19 protein-coding genes are annotated in these 25,110 nt (G+C 61.2%); 5 read left to right on the forward strand and 14 right to left on the reverse strand.

Annotated features, from left to right (window positions below; translation table 11 throughout):
- Positions 1 to 251 precede the first annotated feature (251 nt).
- Positions 252 to 845, forward strand: a complete 594-nt coding sequence (locus ON753_RS15450; protein WP_265963514.1) for a HupE/UreJ family protein — start codon at positions 252 to 254, stop codon at positions 843 to 845.
- A 212-nt stretch (positions 846 to 1,057) separates the two neighbouring features.
- Here the strand turns inward: ON753_RS15450 and nadC are convergent, their stop codons facing one another.
- The 3 genes from nadC to nadA all read right to left on the reverse strand — a co-directional run bounded on the left by nadC (position 1,058) and on the right by nadA (position 4,807).
- Positions 1,058 to 1,921, reverse strand: coding sequence for a carboxylating nicotinate-nucleotide diphosphorylase (gene nadC / locus ON753_RS15455; RefSeq protein ID WP_265963515.1), 864 nt, complete (start codon positions 1,919 to 1,921; stop codon positions 1,058 to 1,060).
- A 12-nt stretch (positions 1,922 to 1,933) separates the two neighbouring features.
- Positions 1,934 to 3,535, reverse strand: coding sequence for an L-aspartate oxidase (locus tag ON753_RS15460; RefSeq protein WP_265963516.1), 1,602 nt, complete (start codon positions 3,533 to 3,535; stop codon positions 1,934 to 1,936).
- 189 nt (positions 3,536 to 3,724) lie between these two features.
- Positions 3,725 to 4,807, reverse strand: coding sequence for a quinolinate synthase NadA (gene nadA, locus ON753_RS15465; protein WP_265963517.1), 1,083 nt, complete (start codon positions 4,805 to 4,807; stop codon positions 3,725 to 3,727).
- Positions 4,808 to 5,257: 450 nt separating this feature from the next.
- Between nadA and ON753_RS15470 the strand changes: the two genes are divergently transcribed.
- The gene (locus ON753_RS15470; protein WP_265963518.1) at positions 5,258 to 6,493 is read left to right on the forward strand and encodes an MFS transporter; all 1,236 of its coding nucleotides are present in this window, start codon (positions 5,258 to 5,260) and stop codon (positions 6,491 to 6,493) included.
- A gap of 15 nt (positions 6,494 to 6,508) precedes the next feature.
- On the opposite strand, the gene ON753_RS15475 is transcribed toward ON753_RS15470, so the two are convergent.
- Together ON753_RS15475 and glyS are read right to left on the reverse strand one after the other, a co-directional pair.
- Positions 6,509 to 6,919: a type II toxin-antitoxin system death-on-curing family toxin gene (locus ON753_RS15475; protein WP_265963519.1), complete on the reverse strand. Its 411-nt coding sequence runs from the start codon at positions 6,917 to 6,919 to the stop codon at positions 6,509 to 6,511.
- Between the two features lie 266 nt (positions 6,920 to 7,185).
- Complete coding sequence (gene glyS, locus ON753_RS15480; RefSeq protein ID WP_265963520.1) at positions 7,186 to 9,273, reverse strand: glycine--tRNA ligase subunit beta; 2,088 nt, start codon at positions 9,271 to 9,273, stop codon at positions 7,186 to 7,188.
- A 264-nt stretch (positions 9,274 to 9,537) separates the two neighbouring features.
- Here glyS and ON753_RS15485 point away from each other — a divergent pair, with 264 nt between their 5' ends.
- Complete coding sequence (locus ON753_RS15485) at positions 9,538 to 11,073, forward strand: putative bifunctional diguanylate cyclase/phosphodiesterase (protein WP_265963521.1); 1,536 nt, start codon at positions 9,538 to 9,540, stop codon at positions 11,071 to 11,073.
- Between the two features lie 44 nt (positions 11,074 to 11,117).
- On the opposite strand, the gene ON753_RS15490 is transcribed toward ON753_RS15485, so the two are convergent.
- The 3 genes from ON753_RS15490 to ON753_RS15500 all read right to left on the reverse strand — a co-directional run bounded on the left by ON753_RS15490 (position 11,118) and on the right by ON753_RS15500 (position 14,706).
- Positions 11,118 to 13,049: a DUF2207 domain-containing protein gene (locus ON753_RS15490; RefSeq protein ID WP_377046992.1), complete on the reverse strand. Its 1,932-nt coding sequence runs from the start codon at positions 13,047 to 13,049 to the stop codon at positions 11,118 to 11,120.
- Between the two features lie 17 nt (positions 13,050 to 13,066).
- Entirely contained in the window at positions 13,067 to 13,624 is a 558-nt protein-coding gene (locus ON753_RS15495) for a LemA family protein (RefSeq protein WP_265963523.1), read from the reverse strand.
- A 140-nt stretch (positions 13,625 to 13,764) separates the two neighbouring features.
- On the reverse strand, positions 13,765 to 14,706 hold the full coding sequence (locus ON753_RS15500) for a glycine--tRNA ligase subunit alpha (protein ID WP_377046991.1): 942 nt from the start codon (positions 14,704 to 14,706) through the stop codon (positions 13,765 to 13,767).
- Between the two features lie 344 nt (positions 14,707 to 15,050).
- On the opposite strand from ON753_RS15500, the gene ON753_RS15505 reads away from it, so the two are divergent.
- Positions 15,051 to 16,442 (forward strand): MATE family efflux transporter, encoded by a 1,392-nt coding sequence (locus tag ON753_RS15505; RefSeq protein WP_265963525.1) that lies wholly within the window; start codon positions 15,051 to 15,053, stop codon positions 16,440 to 16,442.
- 74 nt (positions 16,443 to 16,516) lie between these two features.
- Here the strand turns inward: ON753_RS15505 and ON753_RS15510 are convergent, their stop codons facing one another.
- The 5 genes from ON753_RS15510 to ON753_RS15530 form a co-directional block, all read right to left on the reverse strand.
- Entirely contained in the window at positions 16,517 to 16,702 is a 186-nt protein-coding gene (locus tag ON753_RS15510; RefSeq protein ID WP_265963526.1) for a hypothetical protein, read from the reverse strand.
- 45 nt (positions 16,703 to 16,747) lie between these two features.
- A complete protein-coding gene (locus tag ON753_RS15515) occupies positions 16,748 to 17,605 on the reverse strand; it encodes a S49 family peptidase (RefSeq protein ID WP_265963527.1) in 858 nt (285 codons plus the stop codon).
- Positions 17,606 to 17,737: 132 nt separating this feature from the next.
- On the reverse strand, positions 17,738 to 18,286 hold the full coding sequence (locus tag ON753_RS15520) for a PilZ domain-containing protein (RefSeq protein ID WP_265963528.1): 549 nt from the start codon (positions 18,284 to 18,286) through the stop codon (positions 17,738 to 17,740).
- 239 nt (positions 18,287 to 18,525) lie between these two features.
- Positions 18,526 to 19,149 (reverse strand): PilZ domain-containing protein, encoded by a 624-nt coding sequence (locus tag ON753_RS15525; protein WP_265963529.1) that lies wholly within the window; start codon positions 19,147 to 19,149, stop codon positions 18,526 to 18,528.
- A gap of 265 nt (positions 19,150 to 19,414) precedes the next feature.
- The gene (locus ON753_RS15530; RefSeq protein WP_265963530.1) at positions 19,415 to 20,347 is read right to left on the reverse strand and encodes a uracil-DNA glycosylase; all 933 of its coding nucleotides are present in this window, start codon (positions 20,345 to 20,347) and stop codon (positions 19,415 to 19,417) included.
- A 314-nt stretch (positions 20,348 to 20,661) separates the two neighbouring features.
- Between ON753_RS15530 and ON753_RS15535 the strand changes: the two genes are divergently transcribed.
- A complete protein-coding gene (locus tag ON753_RS15535; protein WP_265963531.1) occupies positions 20,662 to 22,338 on the forward strand; it encodes an electron transfer flavoprotein-ubiquinone oxidoreductase in 1,677 nt (558 codons plus the stop codon).
- A 1,200-nt stretch (positions 22,339 to 23,538) separates the two neighbouring features.
- On the opposite strand, the gene ON753_RS15540 is transcribed toward ON753_RS15535, so the two are convergent.
- Positions 23,539 to 24,840, reverse strand: coding sequence for a DEAD/DEAH box helicase (locus ON753_RS15540; protein WP_265963532.1), 1,302 nt, complete (start codon positions 24,838 to 24,840; stop codon positions 23,539 to 23,541).
- Positions 24,841 to 25,110 lie beyond the last annotated feature (270 nt).

Genomic DNA, 25,110 nt, shown 5'->3' on the forward strand with positions numbered 1-25,110 from the left:
TCCGCTCCGCGAGACGCCTGATGGATTTGGGCAGGTCCCCGTTCCAACACGACCGCTCCGGAGACGGATAAGCCCCGGTTTTCCCTGCGAGCTCTCCCCTTCCCCCAATCGAACCGAACTGGCCGGAAAAGCGAACATGAGCTGTTTCGCACGCTGCCGGGAATCGCTATCAGTATGGAACGGTCTGTCAGACCGCATGAACGGTGCGACCCATCCCGGGGCACCGGAATGACCAAACAAAGGATCGTTTCATGATAATCCGCCTGGCCCTTGCGGCCGCACTTTCCGTTTCTGCCGCCTCCCCCGCCCTGGCTCATGTGGACCCGTCCGTGCATGGCTCCTTTGCGGCGGGCTTCACCCATCCGTTGTTCGGGACGGATCACGTCCTTGCGATGATTGCCGTGGGTCTGTGGGCCGCTCTTCTCGGCGGGCGCGCGCTCTGGGCCCTGCCGACCGCGTTCGTGGGTGCGATGATCGCCGGATTTGCACTGTCCCTGGCCGGTGCACCGCTGCCCTATGTCGAGCCCCTCATCCTTGCATCGGTGATTGTCTTCGGTGTCGCGGTCGCGCTGGCCCTGCGCTTGCCACTCGGGTTCTCGGCGGCCCTTGTCGCCGCTTTCGGCGTCTGTCACGGATATGCTCATGGCGGTGAAATCGGCTCGGCCGGCGAATTCGGCTACGCAGCGGGATTTGTCCTTGCAACGGCGCTGTTGCATGCCGCAGGGCTGCTGATCGGCCATGGCGCGCATATCGCCGCCCGCAACGATCCGGCCTGGGCGACACGGGTCATCCGCGGTCTTGGCGTGGTAACCGCTCTTGGCGGCCTTTACCTGACCGCAGGTTAGGTAAAGGCCGCCAAGGCAGCCATTGATCTGCAGGTCTTTGGCCTGGTCAGCCCGGATGCAGCGAAGTGAAGATCCTGGTTCGGAGAACCTGGGTCCATCGGTCGCTTAAACCTATAAGACGTCAAAGACCTGTGGCCCTCCGATCCCGGCTCGCGCTGCGCTTGGCCGGGATGACGACGGAAAACCAGAAAAATTATAGGCAACGCGCCGGATCAGGAGATCGCGATATCGAGCCCGAGATCCAGAACTGGCGCCGAATGGGTGATCCAGCCTGAGGAAATCAGGTCCACCCCGGCCTCGGCCACGGCCTTGACCGTGTCGAGTTCGATGCCGCCGGACGCCTCCAGCAGCACCCGGCCCGCGGCGATGCCGACCGCCTGCTTCAGCATTTCCGGCGGCATGTTGTCGAGCATGACGACATCGGGACCGGCGGTCAGTGCCTCTTCCAGCTGTTCCAGCGTATCGACTTCCACCTCGATCTTGACAAGGTGCCCGGCGAAGGCCCTGGCCGCATTGACGGCCAAGGCCACGCCACCGGCGACGGCAATATGATTGTCCTTGATCAGGATGGCGTCATCCAGCCCGAAACGGTGATTGGCACCGCCACCGCATCTGACCGCGTATTTCTCGAAAGCGCGCAAACCGGGCGTCGTCTTGCGGGTGCAGACTATATCCGCCTTCGTATGCGCGATCAGGTCGGCGAACCTGGACGTTGCCGTCGCGATGCCGGACAGGTGGCCGAGATAGTTCAGGGCGACGCGTTCGGCGGAAAGCAGGGCGCGCGCGGGGCCTTCGATCCGGGCAACCACGTCCCCCGCCGCAAGCCGGTCGCCATCCTGGCCAATCTGCTCGAAACGCAAGGCGGTGTCCGTCTGCCGGAAGGCGCTTTCGGCAAATCCGATCCCTGCCAGAACGCCGGGTTTGCGGGACGAGATGACGGCGGTTGCCTGAGCCTCCGCCGGAAGGGTCGCCTGGCTGGTTATGTCGCCGGCCCGGCCCCAGTCCTCCAGCAACGCCGCCTTGACCGCGTCATCGATCATCAGTTGCGGCAGGCAGGGCAGGTTCTTAGCGCTCATGTATCCCCCGGATCAGGCGGTTTCGAGGGCCTCGGCGGTAATCGCCTCGACCTCTTTCAGCGTGGTGTAGGACCTTTTGGCCATATCCGGGTTTTCCTCCGGAAAATCGTTGCGGAAGTGACCGCCACGGCTCTCCTGACGCTTCAGGGCCGAGGCCGCGATGATCTTGCCGGCCACCATCATGTTTCTGATGGACTGGCGCACGCAGACCTTTTCCGACCTGGCGATATCCGCCAGCGCTGCTTTGAGACTGTCCGCATCGCGCAGCACGCCGACATTCCTCGACATGGTCTCACGCAGCACGGTGATGGCTTCGCGCTCTTCCACGTTGCGCTGGGTCGGTAGGCCCGGCTCGTCGTCCATTTCGTTCCAGAAGGCACTGCGCGGGGTCGGCATCAGCCCCTGAATGTCCTCGGCGATACGCGCGGCGAAGACAACAGCTTCCAGCAGGGAATTGGACGCAAGCCGGTTGGCCCCGTGAGCGCCGGTGGAGGCCACTTCTCCCGCGGCCCAAAGGCCATCCAGCGATGTGCGTCCATTGGCATCGGTCAGCACGCCGCCCATGTGGTAGTGCTCGGCAGGCGCGACCGGGATCAGATCCGTTGCCGGGTCGATGCCCGCGGCGCTTGCGGCGGCATAAACGGTCGGGAAATCGTCCTTGAACCTGGCTCCGACCGCTTCCCGGCAATCCAGGAACGCACCGCGGCCAGCCGCGATTTCCCTGAAGATCGCCCTGGCGACGACGTCGCGCGGGGCAAGTTCCAGATCCGGATGGACGCGCGCCATGAAGCGTTCTCCGGCCCGGTTGACGAGAGTTGCTCCCTCGCCGCGCAAGGCTTCCGTTGCAAGCGGTGCCGGATCCCTGCCGACATCCAGTGCCGTCGGGTGGAACTGGACGAATTCGGCATCCGCGATCACGGCCCCGGCCCGCGCGGCCATGGCAAGACCGTGGCCGTTTGCCTCATGCGGGTTGGTGGTCATGGCGAAGAGATGGCCGATACCGCCGGAGGCCAGAACGACGGCCCTTGCCGGAAAGGCGAGGCGCTCGATGCCGCCACGACGGCGTGCCAGGACGCCGGTCACATACCGGCCCTCGCCGAGGAAGGTCTCGCCGATATAATCTTCAAGGATGCGGATGGAGGGGGTCTTGCGGACGGCGCCGATCAGCGCATCCATGATCGCCTTGCCGGCCATGTCGCCGCGCACGCGCACAACACGGCTCTGGGAATGGGCCGCTTCGCGGGAGAATTTCAGCCGCCCCTCCAGGTCGTGGTCGAACGGAACGCCATAGGACAGCAGGTCATGGACCCGCTGGCTGCCCTCGCGGGTCATCTGGTCGACGATCTTTTGCTCGCAGATCCCGCAACCGGCCGCGAGCGTGTCGTCCCGGTGCTTTTCGACCGAGTCCTGTTCGGAAATGGCCGCAGCGATGCCGCCCTGCGCCCAGGCCGAGGACGCCCCCTGCCCGATCGGCGCATTGGTGATCACCGTGACGGGTCGCGGACTGAGCTTCAGCGCGCAGAAGAGGCCCGCGAGACCTCCCCCCAGTATGACGACATCATCCACATCCTTGCCGAGATGGGCAGGTGCAAAATCGGCTACCGAGACGGCCATGGGATCGTTCCTGGAACAGTGTGGGCATCGCCCGAAGGACTTCCGTACGTGGCTGCGCCGGAAGAAAACGCAAGATCAGCAAAGGCTCAATCGGATGCGACCAAACGTCCAATAGCTGATCGGTGTTGCCGAGCATCCTGCGTCCAACTGAACGCAGGATGCTTCTTACGCGGTTTAGGGTGTGGCCGCTCAGATTTTCAAGTTGATCATCCGCTCCACGGCGACGCGGGCCTTTTCGGCGACCGCAGGGTCAACCACAACTTCTTCCTTCATCTCGAGCAATGCGTCGAGAATCTTGTCCAGCGTGATCCGCTTCATGTGCGGGCACAGGTTGCACGGGCGGATGTAATCGACCCCCGGCGTCTCGCTGGCGACGTTGTCGGCCATCGAGCACTCGGTGACCATCATCACCTTCTTGGGCCGCTCGGTCTTGACCCAGTTGATCATATGGGCGGTCGAGCCGGAGAAATCGGCTTCCGCCACGACCTCGGGCGGGCATTCCGGGTGCGCGATGATCTTCACGCCCGGCTCGATCTTGCGGTAGTCGCGAAGTTCCTGCCCGGTGAAGCGCTCATGGACCTCGCAGGCGCCGTCCCAGGTCAGGACCTCGACATCGGTCTTGTTGCCGACATTCGCCGCCAGGTATTTGTCCGGAATCAGGAACACCTTGTCGACGCCGAAGCTTTCGACCACCTGCAGAGCATTTGAAGAGGTGCAGCAGATGTCGCACTCGGCCTTCACTTCCGCAGATGTGTTCACATAGGTGATGATCGGCACGCCCGGATTGCGTTCGCGCAGGGCCCGCACGTCGGCTCCGGTGATCGATTCGGCCAGCGAACAGCCCGCCTTCATGTCCGGAATGAGGACTGTCTTTTCCGGGCTCAGGATCTTCGAAGTTTCGGCCATGAAGTGCACGCCGCACTGGACAATCACATCGGCGTCCGTCCGGGTTGCCTCGATGGCGAGCTGCAGGCTGTCGCCGACGATGTCCGCGACACCGTGATAGATGTCGGGTGTCATGTAGTTATGCGCCAGCACGACCGCGTTGCGCTTCTTCTTCAGCTCGTTGATCGCATGGATGGTCGGCGCCAGGGCCGGCCATTCGATGGCCGGGATGATGTGCTTGACCTTTTCGTAGATCGGCGCGGTCGCTTCCGCGATCTCCGGCGTATAGCGCAGATCCGGCCGATCCAGCTTGCCGAAGCGCTCCAAAGCAGTCAGACCGCGTTCGATCGGTGCGCCGACCGGGACAGTTGTCTGGGCAATGGTCATGACGACCTCCGTTTTTGTTTACGGACCGCAGAACGTTTGCATCGGGTCCGTGTAAACACTTATACTCAGTTTGAGCATATTAGAAACAAAAGAAAACGGGCACTGAGGCCCATACCTTTTGCTCTTTCAGAGCTTATATAATGGTCCCGGCCTCAAAAATCCATCACTTTCCTGATAATTTCGACATCATAAAATTTTCCTCTTTTCCCGCAGAAGGTTACCCGAAATTTCCCCTCCGGGTCCAGTCGGCCATCCGGAGCCGGATCGGGAATGACCGCCGTGATCGAAGGCTTTGTAGCAAATCACTGGCCTCAGTCGATGACAGGAGCAGGTGGAAAAGCATTCTCCATAGCATCCATTCCATTTCTTGATGCATCGATCAAAATTACGCGCTTTATCAAGCCGGCGCCGCGGATTATCTTATCGTCAATCTACGATGAGAGGATACCGATGACTGCTGCGGTCCCAGCCGGACGTGCCGGCCCGAACATTCCGCTGGTGATTGCCTGCGGCTGTCTGATTGCGCTGATTTCCTTCGGGCCACGCTCGGCGATGGGGCTGTTTTTCCAGCCCATGACCGAGGCGCGCGACTGGAACCGCGAAATCTTCGCGCTGGCGATTGCCATCCAGAATCTGATGTGGGGCATCGGCCAGCCGGTCGCCGGCATGATGGCCGACCGCTTCGGCACATGGAAGACCATGACGATCGGCGCCGTTCTCTACGCGGCCGGCCTGATCCTGATGATCGATGCCACAAGCGCGGTCGCCCTCCACGTCTCCGCCGGCGTGCTCATCGGTCTCGGCATCGCGTTTTCGTCGTTTTCCCTGGTCCTGGCCTCCTTCGGTCGCGCCGTGACGCCGGCACAGCGTTCGCTCGCCTTCGGCATCGGAACGGCGTCCGGTTCGCTCGGACAGTTCCTGTTCGCACCGCTTGGCGGGGCGCTGATCGCCAATATCGGCTGGCAGGACACGCTGATCGTCTTCACCGGGCTGATCGCCCTCGTGCCGTTTCTGGCCATCGCGCTCAAGGGGAAGTCGGAATACCCGAAGGGCGGCAATCCGGCGCACGATCAAAAGCTGATGTCCGCCATGGCGGAAGCTTTCGGCACCAGGGGCTTCATTCTGCTGACCCTCGGCTTCTTCGTCTGCGGGTTTCACGTCGCCTTCATCACCGTCCACCTGCCGCCCTATATCGCCGATCTCGGTCTGGATCCGGCCTGGGGAGCCACCGCGATTGCGCTGATCGGCCTGTGCAACGTCGTCGGCTCGCTCGCCTCCGGCTATATCGGCGGCCGCTATTCGAAGCCGATGTTCCTGTCGCTGATCTATATCGGACGGGCGATCGCGATCTTCGCCTTCATCATGCTGCCGGTCACGCCGGTTTCGGTGCTGGTCTTTTCCGGCGTCATGGGGCTGCTGTGGCTTTCCACCGTGCCGCCGACATCCGGGCTCGTCGCGGTCATGTTCGGCCCGCGCTACATGGCCACCCTGTTCGGCTTCGTGTTCCTCTCCCACCAGATCGGCGCCTTCCTCGGCGTCTGGCTGGGCGGCAGGCTCTATGACGAAACCGGCTCCTATGACGCCATCTGGTGGTGCGGCATTGCCCTCGGCATCTTCGCGGCAATCATCCACTGGCCGATCGAGGAAAAACCGGTGCCACGGCTGGCACAGCAGGCAGCGGAATAGTGGGACCGGAACAATCTAGGAATCGAGGTTCTCGGAAAATACAGAGAAGACCGTTGATAGCATCTCAATATTGATGCGATCCGCCATGAGCGCTTTAATATAAACTGCAAAGAACTCGTCGGCCGGCTCATTTAGTCGCGTGGCGTTCAGTTCGAGAAACACCAGGGCTGACTGGAACGCCACCCGTTTGTTCCCGTCAACCAGTGCATGAGCCTTTCCGATCCCATAGACATATTCGCTTGCAAGCAAGAATCGGCTGCCTGTTCCCCCATAGTGGTATCTATTCACGGGGCGTTCCAATGCGGCGGCAAGATCATCCGGGCGAATGAGTTCCACACGGTGGGAAGGATAGAGTTCCGCGACAACTTCTATGATTTCCGCAAGCTGATCGAAGGACAGCCACTCCGGCTCTCCCGGCAGTTTCATTCTCCCAACGACCTCATGGTCGCGGCAAACCGCCGATTGTTCTCCAGCACCATCTCACGAATACTCCGTCGCCCTGTTACGCTGTTTCTGCTACCCAATTTTTCTTGCTTCTGGTTGGGCTTAGACTCGTTTCGCGGTGACATCTTCCATTCCGATTTGTCGCGTTGTTTCTTCGACTTGGTGTTCATGCACGTTCCAGTCCAACGAATAGTTGTTTCGATCATACACCAACTTAGGGATTCACCATAGCCGAAGCGAGATTGCTCCTACCCGGCCACCTTGGAGAAATCCGCCACAACATGGGTCGCGTCGCGGATCTCGTCGAGGAGACGCAGGCGGTTCATGCGCAGCGCCGGGTCGTCCGCATTGACTAGTATCTCTTCGAAGAACCTGTCCACGGGCGCGCGCAGCCTGGAAAGGGCTTCCATGGCGCCCTCGAAATCCTCGGCCTCGACGGCCCTGGCGGCTTCGGCGCGGGCCGTGTCGATGGCGGCGGCGAGGTCGATTTCCGCCTGTTCCAGGAAGTGATCCGCATGCGGCCTGCCGGTGACCGGCTCGCCGTCCTTCTTCTCTTCCGCCTTCAGGATATTGACCGCGCGCTTGTAGCCGGCAAGCAGGTTCGCGCCGTCATCGGAGGAAATGAACGCGCCGAGCGCCTCGACGCGCCTGACCACCATGAGCAGGTCGTCCTGCCCATCCAGCGCGAAGACGGCATCGATCAGGTCGTGACGGGCGCCCTCGTCCTTCAGGTGCACCTTCAGGCGGTCGGCGAAGAAGGTGAGCAGGTCGGCAACGAGCGCTGTCGGATCTTCGGTTTTGACAGAGAGCCGGTTCGAGGCCGACAGGATGGCCTCTCCGAGCCCGAGCCTCAGATTGTTTTCCAGAACGATCCGGATCACGCCAAGCGCGGCGCGGCGCAGCGCGTAAGGGTCCTTGGAGCCGGTCGGTTTTTCATCGATGGCCCAGAAGCCGGCGAGCAGGTCCAGCTTTTCCGCCAGTGCAACGGCGATGGCGACCGGGTCCGACGGCACGCTGTCGGTGGGGCCCTGCGGTTTGTAGTGTTCCTCAATGGCCGCTGCCACCGAGGCGTCTTCGCCCTGGGCGAGCGCATAGTAGCGCCCCATCAGGCCCTGCAGCTCGGGAAACTCATAGACCATCTGCGAGACAAGATCCGCCTTGGCAAGTTCGGCGGCCCGCCTGGCTCTTGCGTCATCGGCGCCGACGAGCGGCGCCAGTTCGGCGGAAAGCGCGATCAGGCGCTGCACGCGCTCGCCGACGCTGCCCAGTTTTTCGTGGAACTTGACTTCGTCCAGCTTCGGCAGGTTGGCGGAGAGATCGGTCTTCAGGTCCGTATCCCAGAAGAAGCGCGCGTCCGAAAGCCGTGCCCTGATTACCTTCTCGTTGCCGGCGACGATCATCTTGCCGCCGTCCGCGGCGACGATGTTCGACACCAGCACGAATTGGTTGGCAAGCCGCCCGGTCGCCGGGTTCTTCAGGACGAAGCATTTCTGGTTGGCACGGATGGTCAGCCGGATGCACTCGTCCGGGATCGTCAGGAAGTCCTCGTCGAACGTGCCGGTCAGGACCACGGGCCATTCCACCAGGCCCGCAACCTCTTCCAGAAGGCCCGGATCCTCGACCAGGTCCAGCCCCAGCGCCAGCGCCCGGTCCTTGGCGTCGTTGAGGATCATGTCCTTTCGCCGGTCCGCGTCGAGCACGACCTTGTGCTTCTCCAGACCGGTGGCGTAGTCGTCGAACCGGCGCACGCCGAAGGCCTCATTGGCGAGGAACCGGTGGCCGCGGGTCGTCTTGCCGGCCTGGATGCCGTCAAATTCGAAGGGGACGACATCCGGTTCTTCCGTTTCCGGGCCGAAGGTCGCGACGATGGAATGGAGCGGGCGAACCCAGCGTGTGGAGGCAGATCCCCAGCGCATGGATTTCGGCCAAGGGAAATTGCGCAGGATGCCCGGCATGAAATCCGCGATGATGTCGATCGCGGCGCGGCCCGGCTTTTCGATCACCGCCACATAGAAGTCGCCCTTCTTGGGGTCGCTGTGAACACTTGCCTCCTCGATGGAAGACAGGCCCGCACCGCGCAAAAATCCTTCGACCGCCTTTTCCGGGGAACCGACGCGCGGGCCCTTGCGCTCCTCCCGGGTGGCAGCGGAGCCGGCCGGAATGCCGGCGACATGCAGCGCCAGGCGCCGCGGCGTGGCAAAGGCGCGTGCGCCCTCATAATGCAAACCGGCGTCCACCAAGGCATTGGTCACAAGCGATTTCAGATCTTCGGCCGCCTTGCGTTGCATACGGGCCGGAATTTCTTCGCTGAACAGCTCAAGAAGAAGATCGGGCATGGAAAATTTGGCCTTTGGTGTTGGTGGGACGCCACCGGAGAGGGATTGGGCGTCCGTTACCAAGACATTGGCGTCTTGTCACCCCTTTTCCATTTCCGACCCGCCATGGCTCACCCAACGGCCTTTTCGGCGGGTGCATGACGCTGGTTTCATTCTTCTTCAACAAATACATGCCAAGTTGAGCGCGAAACAGCAGCATGATCTCGCAGGAAAGATTACGTGACGAACCGGGTAGCAGCAGATAATCGTCACTTGACTCGCTCGATGGTTGCACTTCTCTCCGTAGTAATCGTCAGTTTTACCAGCCTTCAGATCTCCATCTACGCATTTCCCGACGCGATACCAGGCTATGGTCCCCGAAATTTCGAGATCTTTGCAAGCGTGCTGCTTTTCGTTGCCGTTTTCGGCCTCGGATACGGCATATGGGCGACCCGGCAGCTGCAGAAGGAGCTGAAGGTCAGGTCTTCGGCCCATTCGGAGGCGCTGGAACTTGCCCAGCATGATCCGCTCACCGGCCTGCCGAACCGGCGCCGACTTCTGGCCGCCTTTGGCGATCTGACGCGTGGGCTGGACCCCGATAGTTTCCGGGCGGTCATGATGCTCGACCTGGACGGCTTCAAGCCCATCAACGATGTCTACGGCCATGCGTTCGGCGACAATCTCCTGCGCAGCTTCGCCGACCGGCTCAGCGAAACCGTGGGCAAGGAAGGCATCGTGGCGCGCCTGGGCGGCGATGAATTCGCCATCGTCTCACCCATCTTCCGGGACAAATCCGAAGCCTCGGGGTTTGCCCGGCGCCTCCTGACGCGGATCGGCGACCGGTTCGAAATCGGCGGCCGGCAGATTTCGGTGGGTACCGGCATCGGCATCGCTCTTCATCCGCAGGACGGCTACGCAATCACCGAACTTCTGCGCCGGGCCGACATCGCCCTTTACCGGGCCAAGTCCTCCGGACGTTCGACCTACCGTTTCTTCGAAGTGGACATGGACGCCTCGATCCTGCACCGGACCCTGCTGGAGCAGCGGCTGCGCCTGGCGATCGCGGATGGGGCGGTCCTGGTGCACTTCCAGCCCATCCTGGACATGGACACCAGCCGCATTGCCGGGTTCGAGGCTCTGGCGCGCTGGTCCGACAGTGATTTCGGCGATGTACAGCCCGAAGAGTTCATACCGATCGCGGAAGATTGCGGCATCATCCATGAGTTGACCCGTCACCTCCTGGCACAAGCCTGCGAAGCGGCAAAATCCTGGCCGGAAGAGCTCTATCTCTCCTTCAACCTGTCTCCCGTGCAGCTGCAGGACCTGTCCCTTCCCGACCAGATCGTTGCTATCCTGGAAGAATGCGGCCTTCCCGCAAAGAGACTGTCGCTGGAAATCACCGAAACCTCGCTGGTCAAGAACCCGGAAACAGCCAGGCGCATTCTGACGGACCTGACCGAAGCGGGCATCTTCATTGCGCTCGACGATTTCGGAGCCGGTCATTCCAGCCTGAGCTACCTGCGGGATTTTCCAATCAGGAAAGTGAAGATCGACAAGTCGTTCACCGAGCGCATGCTGGTCGACAAGCAATGTGCCGCGATCGTCGAGGCCATCCTGGTCCTGTCAAAGGGCCTCGACATCGACGCGGTGGCAGAAGGTGTGGAACAGAACGACGTCCACAAGGCCCTGAGCTCCGCCGGTTGCCATTACGGCCAGGGCTTCCTTTATGCCGCTGCAGTGTCCGCGGACGAGGCCATCGGGCTTATTGCCTCGCAAAAGGACGGCTGCCTGCCTTTCGGCGAAAAAACGGACGCGGCCTGACATTCTCTCGGTCAGTGTGGATGGCACTGCCGTCCCGGCCTGACTTACCAGCCGCCACCACCGCCGCCGCCACCGCCGCCGCCTGAGAAGCCTCCCGAAGATCCGGAGCTGGACGATTTGGGGGCCGGCAGGGAAGAGCGGAACGAGCCGGCCATGGAGCTTGCCGTGGCGCCCACACTGTCGGAGATATGGCGCGCATCAAAGGCCCTGCCGGAATACCAGTCAGGATGATAGCTGGCCGCCGCGGCGGCGCCGGCTGCGGTTGCGAGCCAGCCTTCGAAGGCCTTTGCCCAGGGCCGCTCCACCCCCAAAGCCACCGCATAGGGCAGAAGCGCCTCGAAATGCTTCGTACTCATGTCGGGCGCCGCCATGTTGAGGCGTTCCTTTTCCGCGACCGACAGGTAGAGCCGCAGCCCCTCGATTTCATCCATCACCTTGCGCCCGAGCGCCGTCGGGGCACCGATCAGGAAGAAGAACAGGATGTTCATCGCGACCAGAACGACGGCAATCACCGGCAGGGCCGGAACCGTGTCGACGCCACCGGAAACCTGAAAAGCGCCAAAGCCTACTGCCGCGATCGCAACAGCGAAGAAGCAGAAGATCACAGCCATGCGCGTTTGCAGGCTGGCGAAACGGAAGGCGATCTTGCCGAGCGATACCGAGAGAACCGAGGCAAAGACCGAAAACACCAGGAACAGGAAGACAAAGCCTTCCTGATCGGGAGACATCCGGCCGAAGATGAAAAGCGCGGCAATGGTAATGATGCTGAGAGCGACGCCGGGAATGAGATAGGCACGGTTCGTCCTGAAGAACACGTTGCGGCTTTCCTTCTCGATGGCGCCGCGGAACTTCGATCCGAGGGTCTGGACGGAGGTGCCGTTCTTCTTGCTGAGCGTCAGCGCGTTGTTGCGGCCGTTCAGATATTTTTCAACGGCGGCCTCACCATTTGGCAGCCCGAAGCCCGGGATCCGGTCGTCCTGCCCGTCCCGCTGCAGCACCAGGGTAACCTCGCCGTCATCGTCCTGCAGGCGAAGGCGTTTCTTGACCGCAAGATTGAGACAGGCTGCCGACAGCGCCACCCAGCCGCCGTCGCCGAAGCCATGGCCCGTGATGTATCTTGCCAGCGCGGGAGAGACACCCTCCGGTGCCTTGAACCTCGGGAAGACAACGCCCCCGTCCGGGTCCCTGCCGACTTTCCACCAGACGAGCAGGTAATAGAAGAGCGCCAGCGCAATCCCGGCGCCTCCGATCAGCTCCGAAAGATAATCGCTCAGGAAGTAGCGCAGTTGCTGGCCTTCAGAGGGTGGCGCGACAGCGCCTTTCGGCAGGTTGACGACAACCGTCAGCCCCTCATGCGGCCGCAAGGTTCTGGTGGTGGTGAAGATCACCTCGCGTCCGCCCTCGGCGGTGCGCGCCTGAAAATCGGTGCCGGATTGGCCATAGCCGCCGGTAAAGGCGGTCCAGTCCTTGGCCGTCACGCCCTCGGACAGAACCACGCGCGCCACGGCTTCATCGATCGGGAAGGCCCATTCGTTTCCGGTGACGTTCCAGTAGATCTCGTCGTGGTTGTCGAAAAACCGCACCTGGCGGTCCGTCTCGTACGTGATCGTATAGGTGTAGTCACCGGGACGCAGAAAGACCCCCTCCTCGCCGACATAGATCCGCACCCCGCCGGAATTGCGCCGCGTGAAGTGCGGTGCCGGCCTGCCGTCCTGCTGGACCGAAACCAGGTCGAAACCGACATCGTAGAGCCGGCCGTCCGGCCCTTCCGCGGTAAGCGGAATGTCGCGGAAGATCCCCCGCTTGATCTGATCTCCTTCCGCCCGGACCGTGATGGTCTCCGTGACGGTCAGCGTTCCGTCCGCCGCGACCTCGATATCGGACTGGAAGCGATGGATGCGTTCGTCGGCCTGCGCGGCAAGGCCTGTCAGAAGCAGCGCAAGCGCGGCAAGGCAGCCTGCAAGGAGGCGGTGCAGTGTCATCGGCCCTCTCCTCAGAACTGAACCTTGGGAACGGTCCGGTCCGCCTCGTCCTCGATCTCGAAATACTCGGCCTTTTCGAACTTGAACTGATTGGCGATCAGGTTGGAAGGGAAACTCTCGACGGCCACGTTCAGCCCCCGCACGGCGCCATTATAGTAGCGGCGGGCCATCTGAATGGCGTCTTCGATTTCGTCAAGGGACTGGTGGAGATCGGCAAAGTTCTGGCTGGCCTTCAGATCCGGATAGTCTTCGGCGACGGCAAAGAGCCGGCCGAGCGCCTGAGAGAGCTGACCTTCCACCCTGGCCCGGCCGGCGACATCGTCCTTCGGCATCGCCGCGGCGCGTGTGCGCATCTGCGTGACGGCGTCCAACGTGTCCTTTTCGTGGGAGGTGTAGCCCTTGACCGTCTCCACCAGATTGGGGATCAGGTTGGCCCGGCGCTTGAGCTGCACATCGATGCCGCTCCAGCCTTCCTCTACCATCTGCCGCTTCTTGACCAGGGCGTTGTAAAGGATGATCGCAAACAGGGTGAGCGCAATCAGCAGCGCCAGAATGAACCAGGTGAACATGAATACCTCCGCATTAGCCGAACCGGAGGCTACCTGTTGCCGCGCGGCTTGTCATCCGGTTACGCGGTCTGGACAAGTCGCGGAAAACAAACTGTAATCTGGAACACACTTTTGCCGGTGCCGGTGAACCCGGGGGCAGACTATTCGGCTGCCTGATTGTGATAGCCGACGCCGCCGGCCTGTGTTTCCAGGAAGGCCGCGCCGCAGGCCTTGGCGAGTTCGCGAACCCGCAGAATGTAGCTCTGGCGTTCGGTCACGGAGATCACACCGCGGGCATCCAGCAGGTTGAAGGCGTGGCTGGCCTTGATGCACTGGTCGTAGGCCGGCAGCACCACCTGATGCACGTCCGCACCGGCTTCCTCGCGGGCCCTGGCGCCTGCCTCCAGCAGCGCGCGGCATTCCGTTTCCGCGTCCTTGAAATGGCGGAACAGCATTTCCGTGTCGGCATGCTCGAAATTGTGCCGGGAGTATTCCTGTTCGGCCTGCAGGAAGACATCGCCATAGGTGACTTTGTCGTCGCCTTCCATGCCGTTGTAGTTAAGGTCATAGACGTTATCGACGCCCTGGATATACATGGCGAGACGCTCAAGGCCGTAGGTCAGTTCGCCGGAGACCGGGGAACACTCAAAGCCGGCAACCTGCTGGAAATAGGTGAACTGCGAGACTTCCATGCCGTCGCACCAGCATTCCCAGCCGAGCCCCCAGGCGCCCAGGGTCGGGCTTTCCCAGTCGTCCTCGACGAAACGGATGTCATGCAGTTTCGGATCGAGGCCGATCGCATAGAGCGAGTTGAGATAAAGGTCCTGCAGGTCGGACGGGGACGGCTTCAGGATTACCTGGAACTGATAATAGTGCTGCAGCCGGTTCGGGTTCTCGCCGTAGCGGCCGTCTGTGGGACGGCGGGAGGGCTGCACATAGGCGGCTTTCCACGGGCGCGGGCCCAGGGAACGCAGCGTGGTGGCCGGGTGAAACGTTCCTGCACCGACTTCCATGTCGTAAGGCTGCAGAACCACGCAGCCCTGGTCGGCCCAGTAGCGCTGCAGGGTCAGGATCAGGCCTTGAAAGGAATTTTCCGGCCGCATATGCGCCGGGACGTTTTCGGTCGACATGGATGAATTCCGCAAATTGGCTGGCCAGGCGGACAGGATCCGCCATTCCCGGCGACAGGTGCCACGATGCGCCGGGAAGGTCAAGCTGGCTGTCGCAGCCCGGCCCTTGCTCCGTCGTTCGCTGCCGGCTGTCGAAACGGGATTGACGATGTGGCGGCAGGCCGGTAGCTAGTTGGTCCGGTTTCAGATGCCTGCCGCCCGCGGACACTCCGTCCTGGTGAAGTTCTGACTTTGACGACCTTTCCGTCCCAAGCATTTCGTGCCGGGGGCAATGCGGGCCCCTCCCCCTATTCGAAATGACAGATCTGGAGACCGGAATGTCGTCGGACACTTCCCGCGCGAACGCGTATATCAGCGGGGCGCTTCTGCCCACGCTGTTCAAAACCGCCCTGCCCATCATTTTTGTCATGAGCATGAACGGCCTGCTCACTGTCGTGGATGCCATTTTCCTCGGTACTTTTGTCGGGCCCGATGCCTTGAGCGCGGTCACCCTGATGTTTCCGGCCTATATGCTGCTGGCCGCACTTGCCGTGCTGGTATCAAGCGGCATGTCTAGCATCCTTGCCCGGCACCTCGGCGGCGGCCGGGCAAGTGACGCCGGGGCCGTCTTTGCCGGAGCCCACGGACTGGCCCTTTGCCTCAGCGCTCTCGCCATGGTCCTTTTCTGGATCTTCGGCCGGCAGGTGACGCTTGCAGCCGCCGAAGGAGCGGTATCGGTCGCGGAGATGGCCTACACCTACCTTTCGATCACAGTGACGTTTTCACCGCTGCTTTTCGTGCTGTCGATCAATGCGGACGCGCTGCGCAACGAAGGGCGGGTCACGCTGATGGCGGCGCTCAGCCTGTTCGTGTCGCTGGCCAACATCGCCTGCAACTACGTGCTGATCGTCATCCTCGATCTGGGCGTGGCCGGAAGCGCGTACGGGACGGTTCTGGCTCAAACACTAGCCTTCACCGCTCTGCTGGCCTTCCGGCTGACTGGCAAGACGCTGCTGCGCCCGAACGCTCTGACCCCGTTCAGCCTGACCTCGAACTGGCCTTCAATTCTGTCTTTGGGAACGCCGCAGAGCCTGAGTTTCATCGGAATTGCGCTTGGCTCCGCCGCGACCTTTACGATGCTGCAACGCATTGGAGCCGACGGTTATGAGACCACCGTTGCCGCGTTCGGGATCATAACGCGGATCATGACGTTCGCGTATCTCCCGCTCCTGGGTCTCGCCCAGGCCCTGCAATCCATGATCGGCAACAATTTCGGTGCCCTGCTCTATCAGCGTTCGGACAACACCGTTCGCCTCGGCCTGGCTGTCGCGTTCGTCTATTGCGCGGGCGTGCAGGCCGTCCTGTCTGTCTTCGCGCGGCCGATCGGCCTCCTGTTTGTTGACGACACCGCAGTGGCTGGGGAAGTTGCGCGTATCCTGCCGTCGATCATTGCCATGTATTTCATGGCCGGACCGCTTTTTATCGTGGCAACCTATTTCCAGTCCATCGGAGACGCCAAACGCGCGGTATTGCTGAGCCTCGCGAAACCGTATGTGTTCTTCATTCCGCTGGTCATCACATTGCCGGCGTTCGTCGGGGAACGCGGCATCTGGCTTGCAAGCCCGTCCGGGGAAACGCTGCTGCTTGTGCTGACGCTGGCCGTGCTGGCCATCACTGCGCGCAGCAGCCCGGCCCGCTGGGGCCTCTTCCGTGCGGCCGCAGCCGGTTAAGATGGGTACGAATACAGGCGGGCAGGTGCATCCTGCCCGCTCCGTCATGCGAATGAAGTAGCAAGTTCGACCGATCAGGCCTGCGGCTTGTATTTGCCGGATACAGGATCCTGGACCAGTTTGGCGCCGCGTCCGTTCGGGTCGGCCTTTGCGGCCGCCTTGGAGATCTGGTTTTCGACCTCCGCCATCTTGCGTTTGACCCGTTGCATGATCCAGTAGCCGCCAACGGCCAGAGCGGCCACACCAATCAATTCCGTCATCCCGTTCCCCTTTATCGTCCGTCCCGCGTCCCCGATGCGGTCCGATTAAAGGCCATAGCGCATCCAGAGCGCCCTGTTTTCCACTGCAGACATCAGGTCCTCGCCCAGACCCTCCGTGAGCCGCTGGCCGGATAGATTAACACCGGTACCGGCCTTGCGACCAAACAGGCCGCGCGGTGCCGAGATCAGCCGGGGCTCGGCCTTGTCGCCGTAACGCTCCTTCAGAACGGCCCTCAAATCCCCGACCGCATCCGCCAGTCCAAGCTGGATGCCCGTGCGACCGGTCCAGAACTTGCCCGAGAAAAGATCCGGATCGTCGGCCAGGACGTCTGCACGGCGAGACTTGACCAGATCGATGAAGGTCTCGTGGATTTCCTGCTGCAGGCCCTTCAGATACTCGATGTCTTCCGGCACTTCCGGCTGGAACGGATCGAGGATGACCTTTTTCTCGCCGGCCGTATAGACACGGCGTTCGACGCCGATCTTTCCGATCATGTCCGTAAAGCCGAAACCGGCGGCGACGACGCCGATCGAACCGACGATCGACGACGGGTCGACAAAGATTTCGTCACCGGCAACCGCAATCATGTAGCCGCCGCTGGCCGCGACATCTTCCACGAAAACCAGCACGTCCTTCTCGTTTTCCTTTGCCAGGTCCCGGATCCGCTTGAAGATCAACCGCGACTGGACGGGCGAGCCGCCCGGCGAGTTGACGATCAGGGCGACGGCCGGCGCCTGTTTCATCGAGAAGGCCTTCTCCAGAGGTTGTGAAACAGTCGCGAGGGAAAGCATCGACCGAAGCGGCCCGGAGGTGCCGATCGCACCTTGCAGGCGGACGACCGGAACCACCGGTTTGTCGCTACGAAACGGTCTGGGAAGAAAACGGCGGAAAGTTGAAAGCACGCGGTGGCAGCCCTGACAATGATCTTAAACTTCACCGCATATATGTATCAGGCGGGCGTTTGCAAAGATACCGCAGAGAGGAAAGGCACCTGAATGCAGGATCGTCTCTCCAGCGAGTCCCATATACCAGATCTAACTGCCGAAGGCACTGATCCGCTTTTTGGGTCCTGGGGCGGGTTTCGTCTTTTCGCTTTCCGGCCCGTCTGCAACCGGTTGCTGCTTCGAAGACGACCCTGAGGAGAAAGGCCAGTGCAACCGGACGCCGGCCTGGTTGTCCTTGCGCCAGACGATGTCGGCGGCGATCGGCAGATCGAGACCGGGGATGGAAACGTCGATTTCGGCCGGCAGACGGTTCAGCCTGTCGCCTTCCAGCCGGCAGCCGGACTTGCTTGCGTCCACGATCCGGCACTTCATCGTAACCGGATTTGTCCGGCCGCAGACGATCGCGGTTATCCAGACGGGCCTGCGGGTTTCACGGCGGTGTTCGCCTATGGGTTGGGCGCTGTTTTCAAACGAGATTTGCGCTTGGTTGTCGCCATACGCGACAACCGTGCCGCGCACCAGCCGGTCAACGCCCTGCAGCCTGAGCCCGACATCCTCCTTGAGCAGGTCAACCTTGTCGGATGTGATCCAACAGCCCTTTTCGGTCAGATCATGCGCAATTGCTTCAAAGCATGACATATCGGCGAGATCGACAACGAACGCTGTAACACTGGTCGATCGATCTGGCACCATGGCAAGATTGCTCAAATTATCCCCCATACGCATTGGAGTCACTTTGCAACCAGAAGTCTAAACACCAAGTTAACGTTAGGTTAGCAAAGAAGGCAGGGCCGCAGCTTGCCATGTCAGAAGCCGCAGGCCCTCATCCGTGCAAGATGCAAAAACAGCAGCAAGAGTGAAGCGCTTTGACATAGGGATCAGTTGGTCGGCCGCTTCCGCTTGACGCCAAATCCGGATGAATCCGCCTTGCCCTTGTTTCTGGCTCCAACCTTTCCGGCCAGATCCGGCGGACGATAGCGCTTTTGTTCGATCTCCTTGCCGTTCGAAAACTGCCAGATCAGTTTCACGCCGGCATGTTCCGGCGAGCGCCAGACAATCCGTCCGACGACGGGCAAGTCCAGGCCGGGGATCTGCAGTTGAATCTCTTCGGGCAAATCCTGAAGCTTGGGGCTGGCGAGGCGGCAGCCCGAGTGGCTCGCGTCGATGATCTTGCAGCTGACGCCTGCCTGGGACTTGCGGCCGCTGACCCAGGCGGGAATGGAAACCTTGCGGCGGCGCTCCGCGCGCTTTTCAACTGCAGGCGATTCCTCGAAATCGAAGGACACGACAATTTCCGCGTCGAGGAGCTCGGCAATCCGAGCCTTGATCATCTGCTCAAAGCCGGCGACGCGCAAACCGATGATCTTTCCGACTTCCCTGTGATTGCTTGTCTGCACACGGCAACCGCTCTTGTCGAACCCGGACGCCGAGACCTCCTCGCAGGCAAGGGTATCGAAGTCCAGGACCAGAATTTGCAGAACCGCTTGGTCTGGAATGTTCATTTCCGGCCCGGACAATTCACCCTCGTCAATCAACGCGTTCAGGCTGTTCCGCTCCACAAGCACAACGCAGTGCATCACCGATGATAGAAAGACACAGTTCTTTTAATAATGAATAAACCGGCGGCTGAACCTCGGCAGTTATTCGGATACTGAACAGCTTTTGCTGGCTCTACTCTGTCAGTTCTCGAACCGACAATGGTTTCCGGGAACTTAAGGTCGAGAAGAAGTGTTCTTCGCCCAATAAAGCAACCTTTGGTTGCTTTCCTTACGCATTAGTGTTGAGGCGTTGCCGGATCGCCAGGAAGTCACGCCATGAGAGCCGCTTTTCCAGCGGGCTGCGCAGAAGATAGGCCGGATGATACGTGGCGACGGCCGCGATCTCGCCGCCATTGGCCGGATAGGTCATCCAGCGGCCGCGCATCTTCCGGATACCATCCTGAACGCCCAGCAACGTCTTGGCAGAAGCGGCGCCGAGGAAGACGAGCACGTCGGGCTTCACCAGTTCGACCTGCCTCCTGATGAAGGGCTTGCAGATCTCGGTTTCCTGAGGGGTCGGCGTTCTGTTGCCCGGCGGACGCCAGGGCACCACATTGGCAATGTAGACCGATGACCGGTCGAGGCCGATCGCCTCCAGCATCCGGTCGAGGAGTTGGCCCGAGCGGCCCACGAATGGCTTGCCCTGAAGGTCCTCGTCCCGTCCCGGCGCTTCGCCCACAAACATGAGCCTCGCCTGCGGATTGCCATCGGCAAAGACCAGTCTTTTGGCGGTCAGCTTCAGATTGCAGCCGTCAAAGGCTTCCAGGCACTGGCGCAAATCCTCCAGCGTTGCGGCCGAAGAGGCCAGGTCACGCGCCGCCTCGATGATTTCCCGGTCGGGCAGCACTCCGGGCTGGCCAAAGGCACCGGTCTGCGCCGTGGCAGGCGCCATTGCGGGCTGCCTGGCCTGCGGGCCGGCCTCGGGCGCGGGCATCCGGCTCGCGGGCGCTGGAGCTGGAGCTGGAGCATCCGGCTGTCGGGGCGGCCGCCCTTGCGGCGCCTGGACGGCCGGCGCAGGGCTCTGGGCACGCTCGGCAGCCTGCCGGCTGGTCAACTCGAACCAGTCCGCCGGCTCATCGCCCAAAAAGCAATCGACGCCGGAGGCGGTGTAGAAGTCCAGCAGAGCTTCAATCTGGCGCAGGTCGTGCGGTGTCTGTTCCAAGGGTCGTGCCTCCGGTGGCGGAGTTTAGCCGGATGGACGGTGAGCACAAGAACCATGGGCAGGCTCACAGGGCATCGGACCGGTTTTCCAATCGCTATGCACATGTCTTTGGGACGACATCTCCATACATCACTTTTACGTAAACGTAATGCCTGCCCTTGACGGTTCTGTTGCGCTTTGGTCTATCTGTGCCGCAATTGACGAGAAAGGTCGCCCGATTTCGCATATGACGACGAAAATGTCGTGTCTCGCAGTGCAAAATGAGGCAAACAGGGCGATAGGAGCGTGGGCCCTTCGGCCAGAGGGAGAAAAATATGAGCGAACAAGAAGCGCTTGGCGAACGCGAGAGCATGGAAGTGGACGTGGTGATCGTGGGCGCAGGCCCCGCGGGACTTGCCGCCGCCATCCGGCTGAAGCAGATCGCCAACGAAAAAGGCGAGGAACTGAGCGTCGTGGTCCTGGAAAAGGGATCGGAAGTCGGCGCCCACATCCTGTCCGGCGCCGTCATCGATCCGATCGCTCTCGATCAGCTGCTTCCCGAATGGCGCGAGGAAGACACGCCGCTCAAGACCGCTGTAACGGATGACCATTTCCTGGTTCTGGGCCCGGCGGGCTCCATGCGCCTTCCGAACATATTCATGCCGAAGCTGATGAACAACCACGGCAATTATATTGTCTCGCTCGGCAATGTCTGCCGCTGGCTGGCCGAAAAGGCCGAAGCGCTCGGCGTTGAAATCTACCCCGGCTTCGCGGCGGCCGAAGTGCTTTACGACGACGAGGGCAAGGTCGTCGGCGTTGCGACCGGCGACATGGGCATCAGCCGCGACGGCACGCCGAACGCGATGTTCACCCGCGGCATGGAACTGCGCGGCAAATACACGCTGATCGGCGAAGGCGTGCGCGGATCGCTGGCAAAGCAGCTGATCCAGCGGTTCGAGCTCGACAAGGACAGCGACGTGCCGAAATTCGGCATCGGCCTCAAGGAGCTCTGGGAGGTCGATCCGGCAAAGCACAAGCCGGGCCTGGTGCAGCACTCCTTCGGCTGGCCGCTGGATGGCAAGACCGGCGGCGGCTCCTTCCTCTATCACCTGGAGGACAATCAGGTCGCGGTCGGGTTCGTGGTTCACCTCAACTACGAAAATCCGTGGCTGTCGCCTTTCGACGAGTTCCAGCGCTTCAAGACCCATCCCGCCATCCGCGACACGTTCGAAGGCGGCAAGCGGATTTCCTACGGCGCGCGCGCGATTACCGAGGGCGGCTATCAGTCCGTTCCGAAGCTCACCTTCCCGGGCGGCGCCCTGATCGGCTGCTCCGCCGGCTTCGTCAACGTGCCGCGCATCAAGGGCTCTCACAACGCCATGTTCTCCGGCATGCTGGCCGCCGAAGAGGTCATGGCCGCCATTGGCCGCGGGGAAGCGCATACCGAGCTGACGAATTTCGACACCGCCTGGCGCGAGAGCCCGATCGGCAAGGACCTCAAGAAGGTCCGCAATGCAAAGCCGCTGTGGTCCAAGTACGGCACCTGGCTCGGCATTGCTCTCGGCGGCCTCGACATGTGGACCAACGAGCTGTTCGGCTTCTCCTTCTTCGGCACTCTGAAGCACGGCAAGCGGGATTCCGAAACCCTGAAGCCGGCAAAGGACTGCAAGAAGATCGCATATCCGAAACCCGATGGCGTCCTCACCTTCGACAAGCTGTCGTCCGTCTTCCTCTCCAATACCAACCATGCGGAAGACCAGCCGATACACCTGAAGGTCGAGGACCCGGTCCTTCAGAAGACCTCCGAACATGACGTCTTTGCCGGTCCCTCCAACCGCTACTGCCCGGCCGGCGTCTATGAATGGGTGGAAGAAGGCGCCGATGCGCCGCGGTTCCAGATCAACGCGCAGAATTGCGTCCACTGCAAGACCTGCGACATCAAGGATCCCAACCGCAATATCAACTGGACCGTTCCGGAAGGCGGCGGCGGGCCGAATTACCCGAATATGTGACCCGATCACCGCAAGGAAGATGTGTGAGCTGCGTTAACAGCTCACACATCTTGATCTGCCCCAGAAAAAACGGCACCGGCAGGTAACCTGCCGGTGCCGCAGTCTTGTGGCCGATGGGTCGTAGCAGGCCGGCAAAGATCGGGGGAGCCAGCCTGTTGCGGTAGTCCGTTGCACATGGCGAGCCAAGCGGACGAGCCGCAGACTGCCGCGCAATGATCCTCCGCGCCACAAGGGGTCTGCCTGCTTATGCAGGCAATTGTCTATGGGGGTCGGGGTCCGTCTGGAGCCGACGCGCACGTATATCCCGGAGTTCGATCCGGATTGTTATTGGATCCCGGCCTGGCAAACCCTTGTTAACCATAACCGCGATGCCGCCGATCTATGCGGCCCTGACCCCTAGGTCAATAAAATTGTGTGCCGATAAAAAAATCTATAACCCCGGAAGAGATTTACACCAGGCGGTCAGGTTTCGGCCTGCAGGCCACGATCCGACCGAAGATTGAACCGGAGCGGCGCAGGCCGGGAAAGTTGAACGCAGTATACCGCGACCGTATACTCAACGGACAAAATCCCATTTCTTGCAATTTTTCAACTACTTAACAGACGAATCTTCACCGCTGCAGCCTCATAGATTTTTCCTATATCTTAATAAATAAAGCAAATAGGTCGGTATAATTTTCGGGCGTTTTAGGGCTATCCGTACAACAGAAACTCACAAACGCAACCATAAGTCGCCCTTCCAAGATACGCCGTCACATCAAGAGCCAATCAAGTAATTGTTTTCTAAGGCTTTTCACTTTATCCACACACCTGAACATCCCAAACCCGGTTGCAATTGCAGATTCATCTTGGTTAATTTATCTCTAATTTCAATGGGGCTGATTTGGATGAGATCCTCCTGAATACTGGCGGAGTCTTCATAGCATTCGCGCGCTCGGCGCGATATTCCCGAAAATATCAGGAATTCCGGCCGCAATACTGCGGTTGGGGTGCCTTGTGGACTTGGAAGTACACGGGGGCCATGGCCGGACAGCGGCGGTTTCGGTTACGAGCCTGGTGACTTTCGCAATTCTGTTCAGAGTGGCTTCTTGCTGCTCTGAACCCCATCGACCACAAGGTTTGCACCGGGAAGGCCACTTCCCGGTGCATTTTTTTAAGCTCGTATTTTAAGCTTCAGCCTAAGCGACCCGGAGGTCGCGGTCAGGCCGCGTTCTGCCGGCCGCCGCTGCCGTTCTGGCGCCGCCGCCGCTGGCGTCTGGCCTGCTCGCGGTTGTCGTTGTCGCTGGAAGACGCACGATGTTGAACCATCTTCCTGCCGCCACCGCGATTGTTGCCGCCGCCGCCGCGCTTTTCCCGGCTGGCAGCCGAAAGAGGCGGGGTTTCACCGCTTGCCACGGCGATTTCGATGCCGATCAGCTTTTCAATCTGCCGGAACAGACCGATCTCTTCCGGTGAGCAGAGTGCGACCGCGTCGCCTTCGGCCCCGGCACGGGCCGTCCGGCCGATCCGGTGCACATAGGCTTCGGCGACTTCCGGCAATTCGAAGTTATAAACGTGGCTCACACCAGGGATATCGATGCCGCGCGCCGCGACATCGGTTGCCACGAGCACGTTGATCTTGCCTTCGCGCAGGTCACGGATTGCCCGTTCACGCTGGTTCTGGCTCTTGTTGCCGTGGATCGAACTTGCCGCTATGCCGCTCTGCGCCAGTTTGCGCATGAGCTTCTCAGCACCATGCTTGGTGCGGCAGAAAACCAGCGAGAGGTCCTTCGGGTTCGACCGCAACAGGTTGACCATGAAGTCGGTCTTGCTGTTCTTGTCCATGAAATGGACGCACTGGGTGACCTTGTCCGCAGTCTTGCCGGTCGGCGAAACTTCCACACGCTCGGGATTGGACAGATAGGACCGTGCCAGTTCGTTGATCTGTTTCGGCATCGTGGCGGAAAACAGCAGCGTCTGCCGCTCCTTGGCCACCAGCCCGGCGATCCGGCGCAAGGCGTGGATGAAGCCGAGATCCAGCATCTGGTCGGCCTCATCGAGGACGAGATAGGATGCCGAACGCAGGTCCACAGCCTGCCGGTCGACCAGGTCGAGCAGGCGGCCCGGGGTCGCAACCAGAATATCGGTGCCCTTGGAAAGGCGTTTGATCTGGCCGGCAATCGACACGCCGCCGACAACGGACGTGACGCGAAGAGGCGTCTTCTTCAGGAAGGACGTCAGGTTCTTGGCGATCTGGTTCACCAGTTCGCGCGTCGGTGCCAGGATCAGCGCCCGCGTGCCCCTGGGCCGGGGTCTTTGATCTTCATCCAGCAAACGGTCGATCAGCGGCAGGCCGAAAGCCGCCGTTTTACCCGTCCCGGTTTGCGCCAACCCCATAAGGTCGCGCCCTTCCAGGATCAACGGGATGGCTTGTTTCTGGATCGGTGTAGGAGTGTCATAGCCGTTTTCGGCAACGGCGGTCAGAAGGCCTTCGGATAGTCCCAGGCTTTGAAAGTCAGTCAATATAAATTCCTTGGTTCAAGCGCGGCAAACGCGCTCGTATATCCGCAAGGAGGCTTCCGAGCGGATCGTGTTGGATTGCGGCAGCCGGTTTGTTTCGAAACCAGGCTCTGTGCCGCCAGACCCGCGCGTGAAATGGGAATGGTCGGGCCCCTCATTGGGCCCCGTAAGTCTGCAATCTAAAAGGAAGCTGCCGTGAAAGCGTTCACTTTCAATTCTTTAGGCGCGCTGTGTGCTCACGCGGCACCGACTGCAGACTGCTATATCGTCGGC

This window comes from Roseibium salinum, from assembly GCF_026240905.1.
GTDB classification, from domain to species: domain Bacteria; phylum Pseudomonadota; class Alphaproteobacteria; order Rhizobiales; family Stappiaceae; genus Roseibium; species Roseibium salinum.

What these genes read in the sequence shown, in the direction of transcription:
- ON753_RS15535 (WP_265963531.1), top strand. Translation starts at nt 20,662, where the DNA reads ATGAGCGAACAAGAAGCGCTTGGCGAACGCGAGAGCATGGAAGTGGAC.
- ON753_RS15520 (WP_265963528.1), bottom strand. Translation starts at nt 18,286, where the DNA reads ATGTCATGCTTTGAAGCAATTGCGCATGATCTGACCGAAAAGGGCTGT.
- ON753_RS15510 (WP_265963526.1), bottom strand. Translation starts at nt 16,702, where the DNA reads ATGACGGAATTGATTGGTGTGGCCGCTCTGGCCGTTGGCGGCTACTGG.
- glyS (WP_265963520.1), bottom strand. Translation starts at nt 9,273, where the DNA reads ATGCCCGATCTTCTTCTTGAGCTGTTCAGCGAAGAAATTCCGGCCCGT.
- ON753_RS15475 (WP_265963519.1), bottom strand. Translation starts at nt 6,919, where the DNA reads ATGAAACTGCCGGGAGAGCCGGAGTGGCTGTCCTTCGATCAGCTTGCG.
- ON753_RS15485 (WP_265963521.1), top strand. Translation starts at nt 9,538, where the DNA reads ATGGTTGCACTTCTCTCCGTAGTAATCGTCAGTTTTACCAGCCTTCAG.
- ON753_RS15505 (WP_265963525.1), top strand. Translation starts at nt 15,051, where the DNA reads ATGTCGTCGGACACTTCCCGCGCGAACGCGTATATCAGCGGGGCGCTT.
- ON753_RS15525 (WP_265963529.1), bottom strand. Translation starts at nt 19,149, where the DNA reads ATGAACATTCCAGACCAAGCGGTTCTGCAAATTCTGGTCCTGGACTTC.
- ON753_RS15450 (WP_265963514.1), top strand. Translation starts at nt 252, where the DNA reads ATGATAATCCGCCTGGCCCTTGCGGCCGCACTTTCCGTTTCTGCCGCC.
- nadC (WP_265963515.1), bottom strand. Translation starts at nt 1,921, where the DNA reads ATGAGCGCTAAGAACCTGCCCTGCCTGCCGCAACTGATGATCGATGAC.
- ON753_RS15470 (WP_265963518.1), top strand. Translation starts at nt 5,258, where the DNA reads ATGACTGCTGCGGTCCCAGCCGGACGTGCCGGCCCGAACATTCCGCTG.
- ON753_RS15460 (WP_265963516.1), bottom strand. Translation starts at nt 3,535, where the DNA reads ATGGCCGTCTCGGTAGCCGATTTTGCACCTGCCCATCTCGGCAAGGAT.
- ON753_RS15495 (WP_265963523.1), bottom strand. Translation starts at nt 13,624, where the DNA reads ATGTTCACCTGGTTCATTCTGGCGCTGCTGATTGCGCTCACCCTGTTT.
- nadA (WP_265963517.1), bottom strand. Translation starts at nt 4,807, where the DNA reads ATGACCATTGCCCAGACAACTGTCCCGGTCGGCGCACCGATCGAACGC.
- ON753_RS15500 (WP_377046991.1), bottom strand. Translation starts at nt 14,706, where the DNA reads ATGCGGCCGGAAAATTCCTTTCAAGGCCTGATCCTGACCCTGCAGCGC.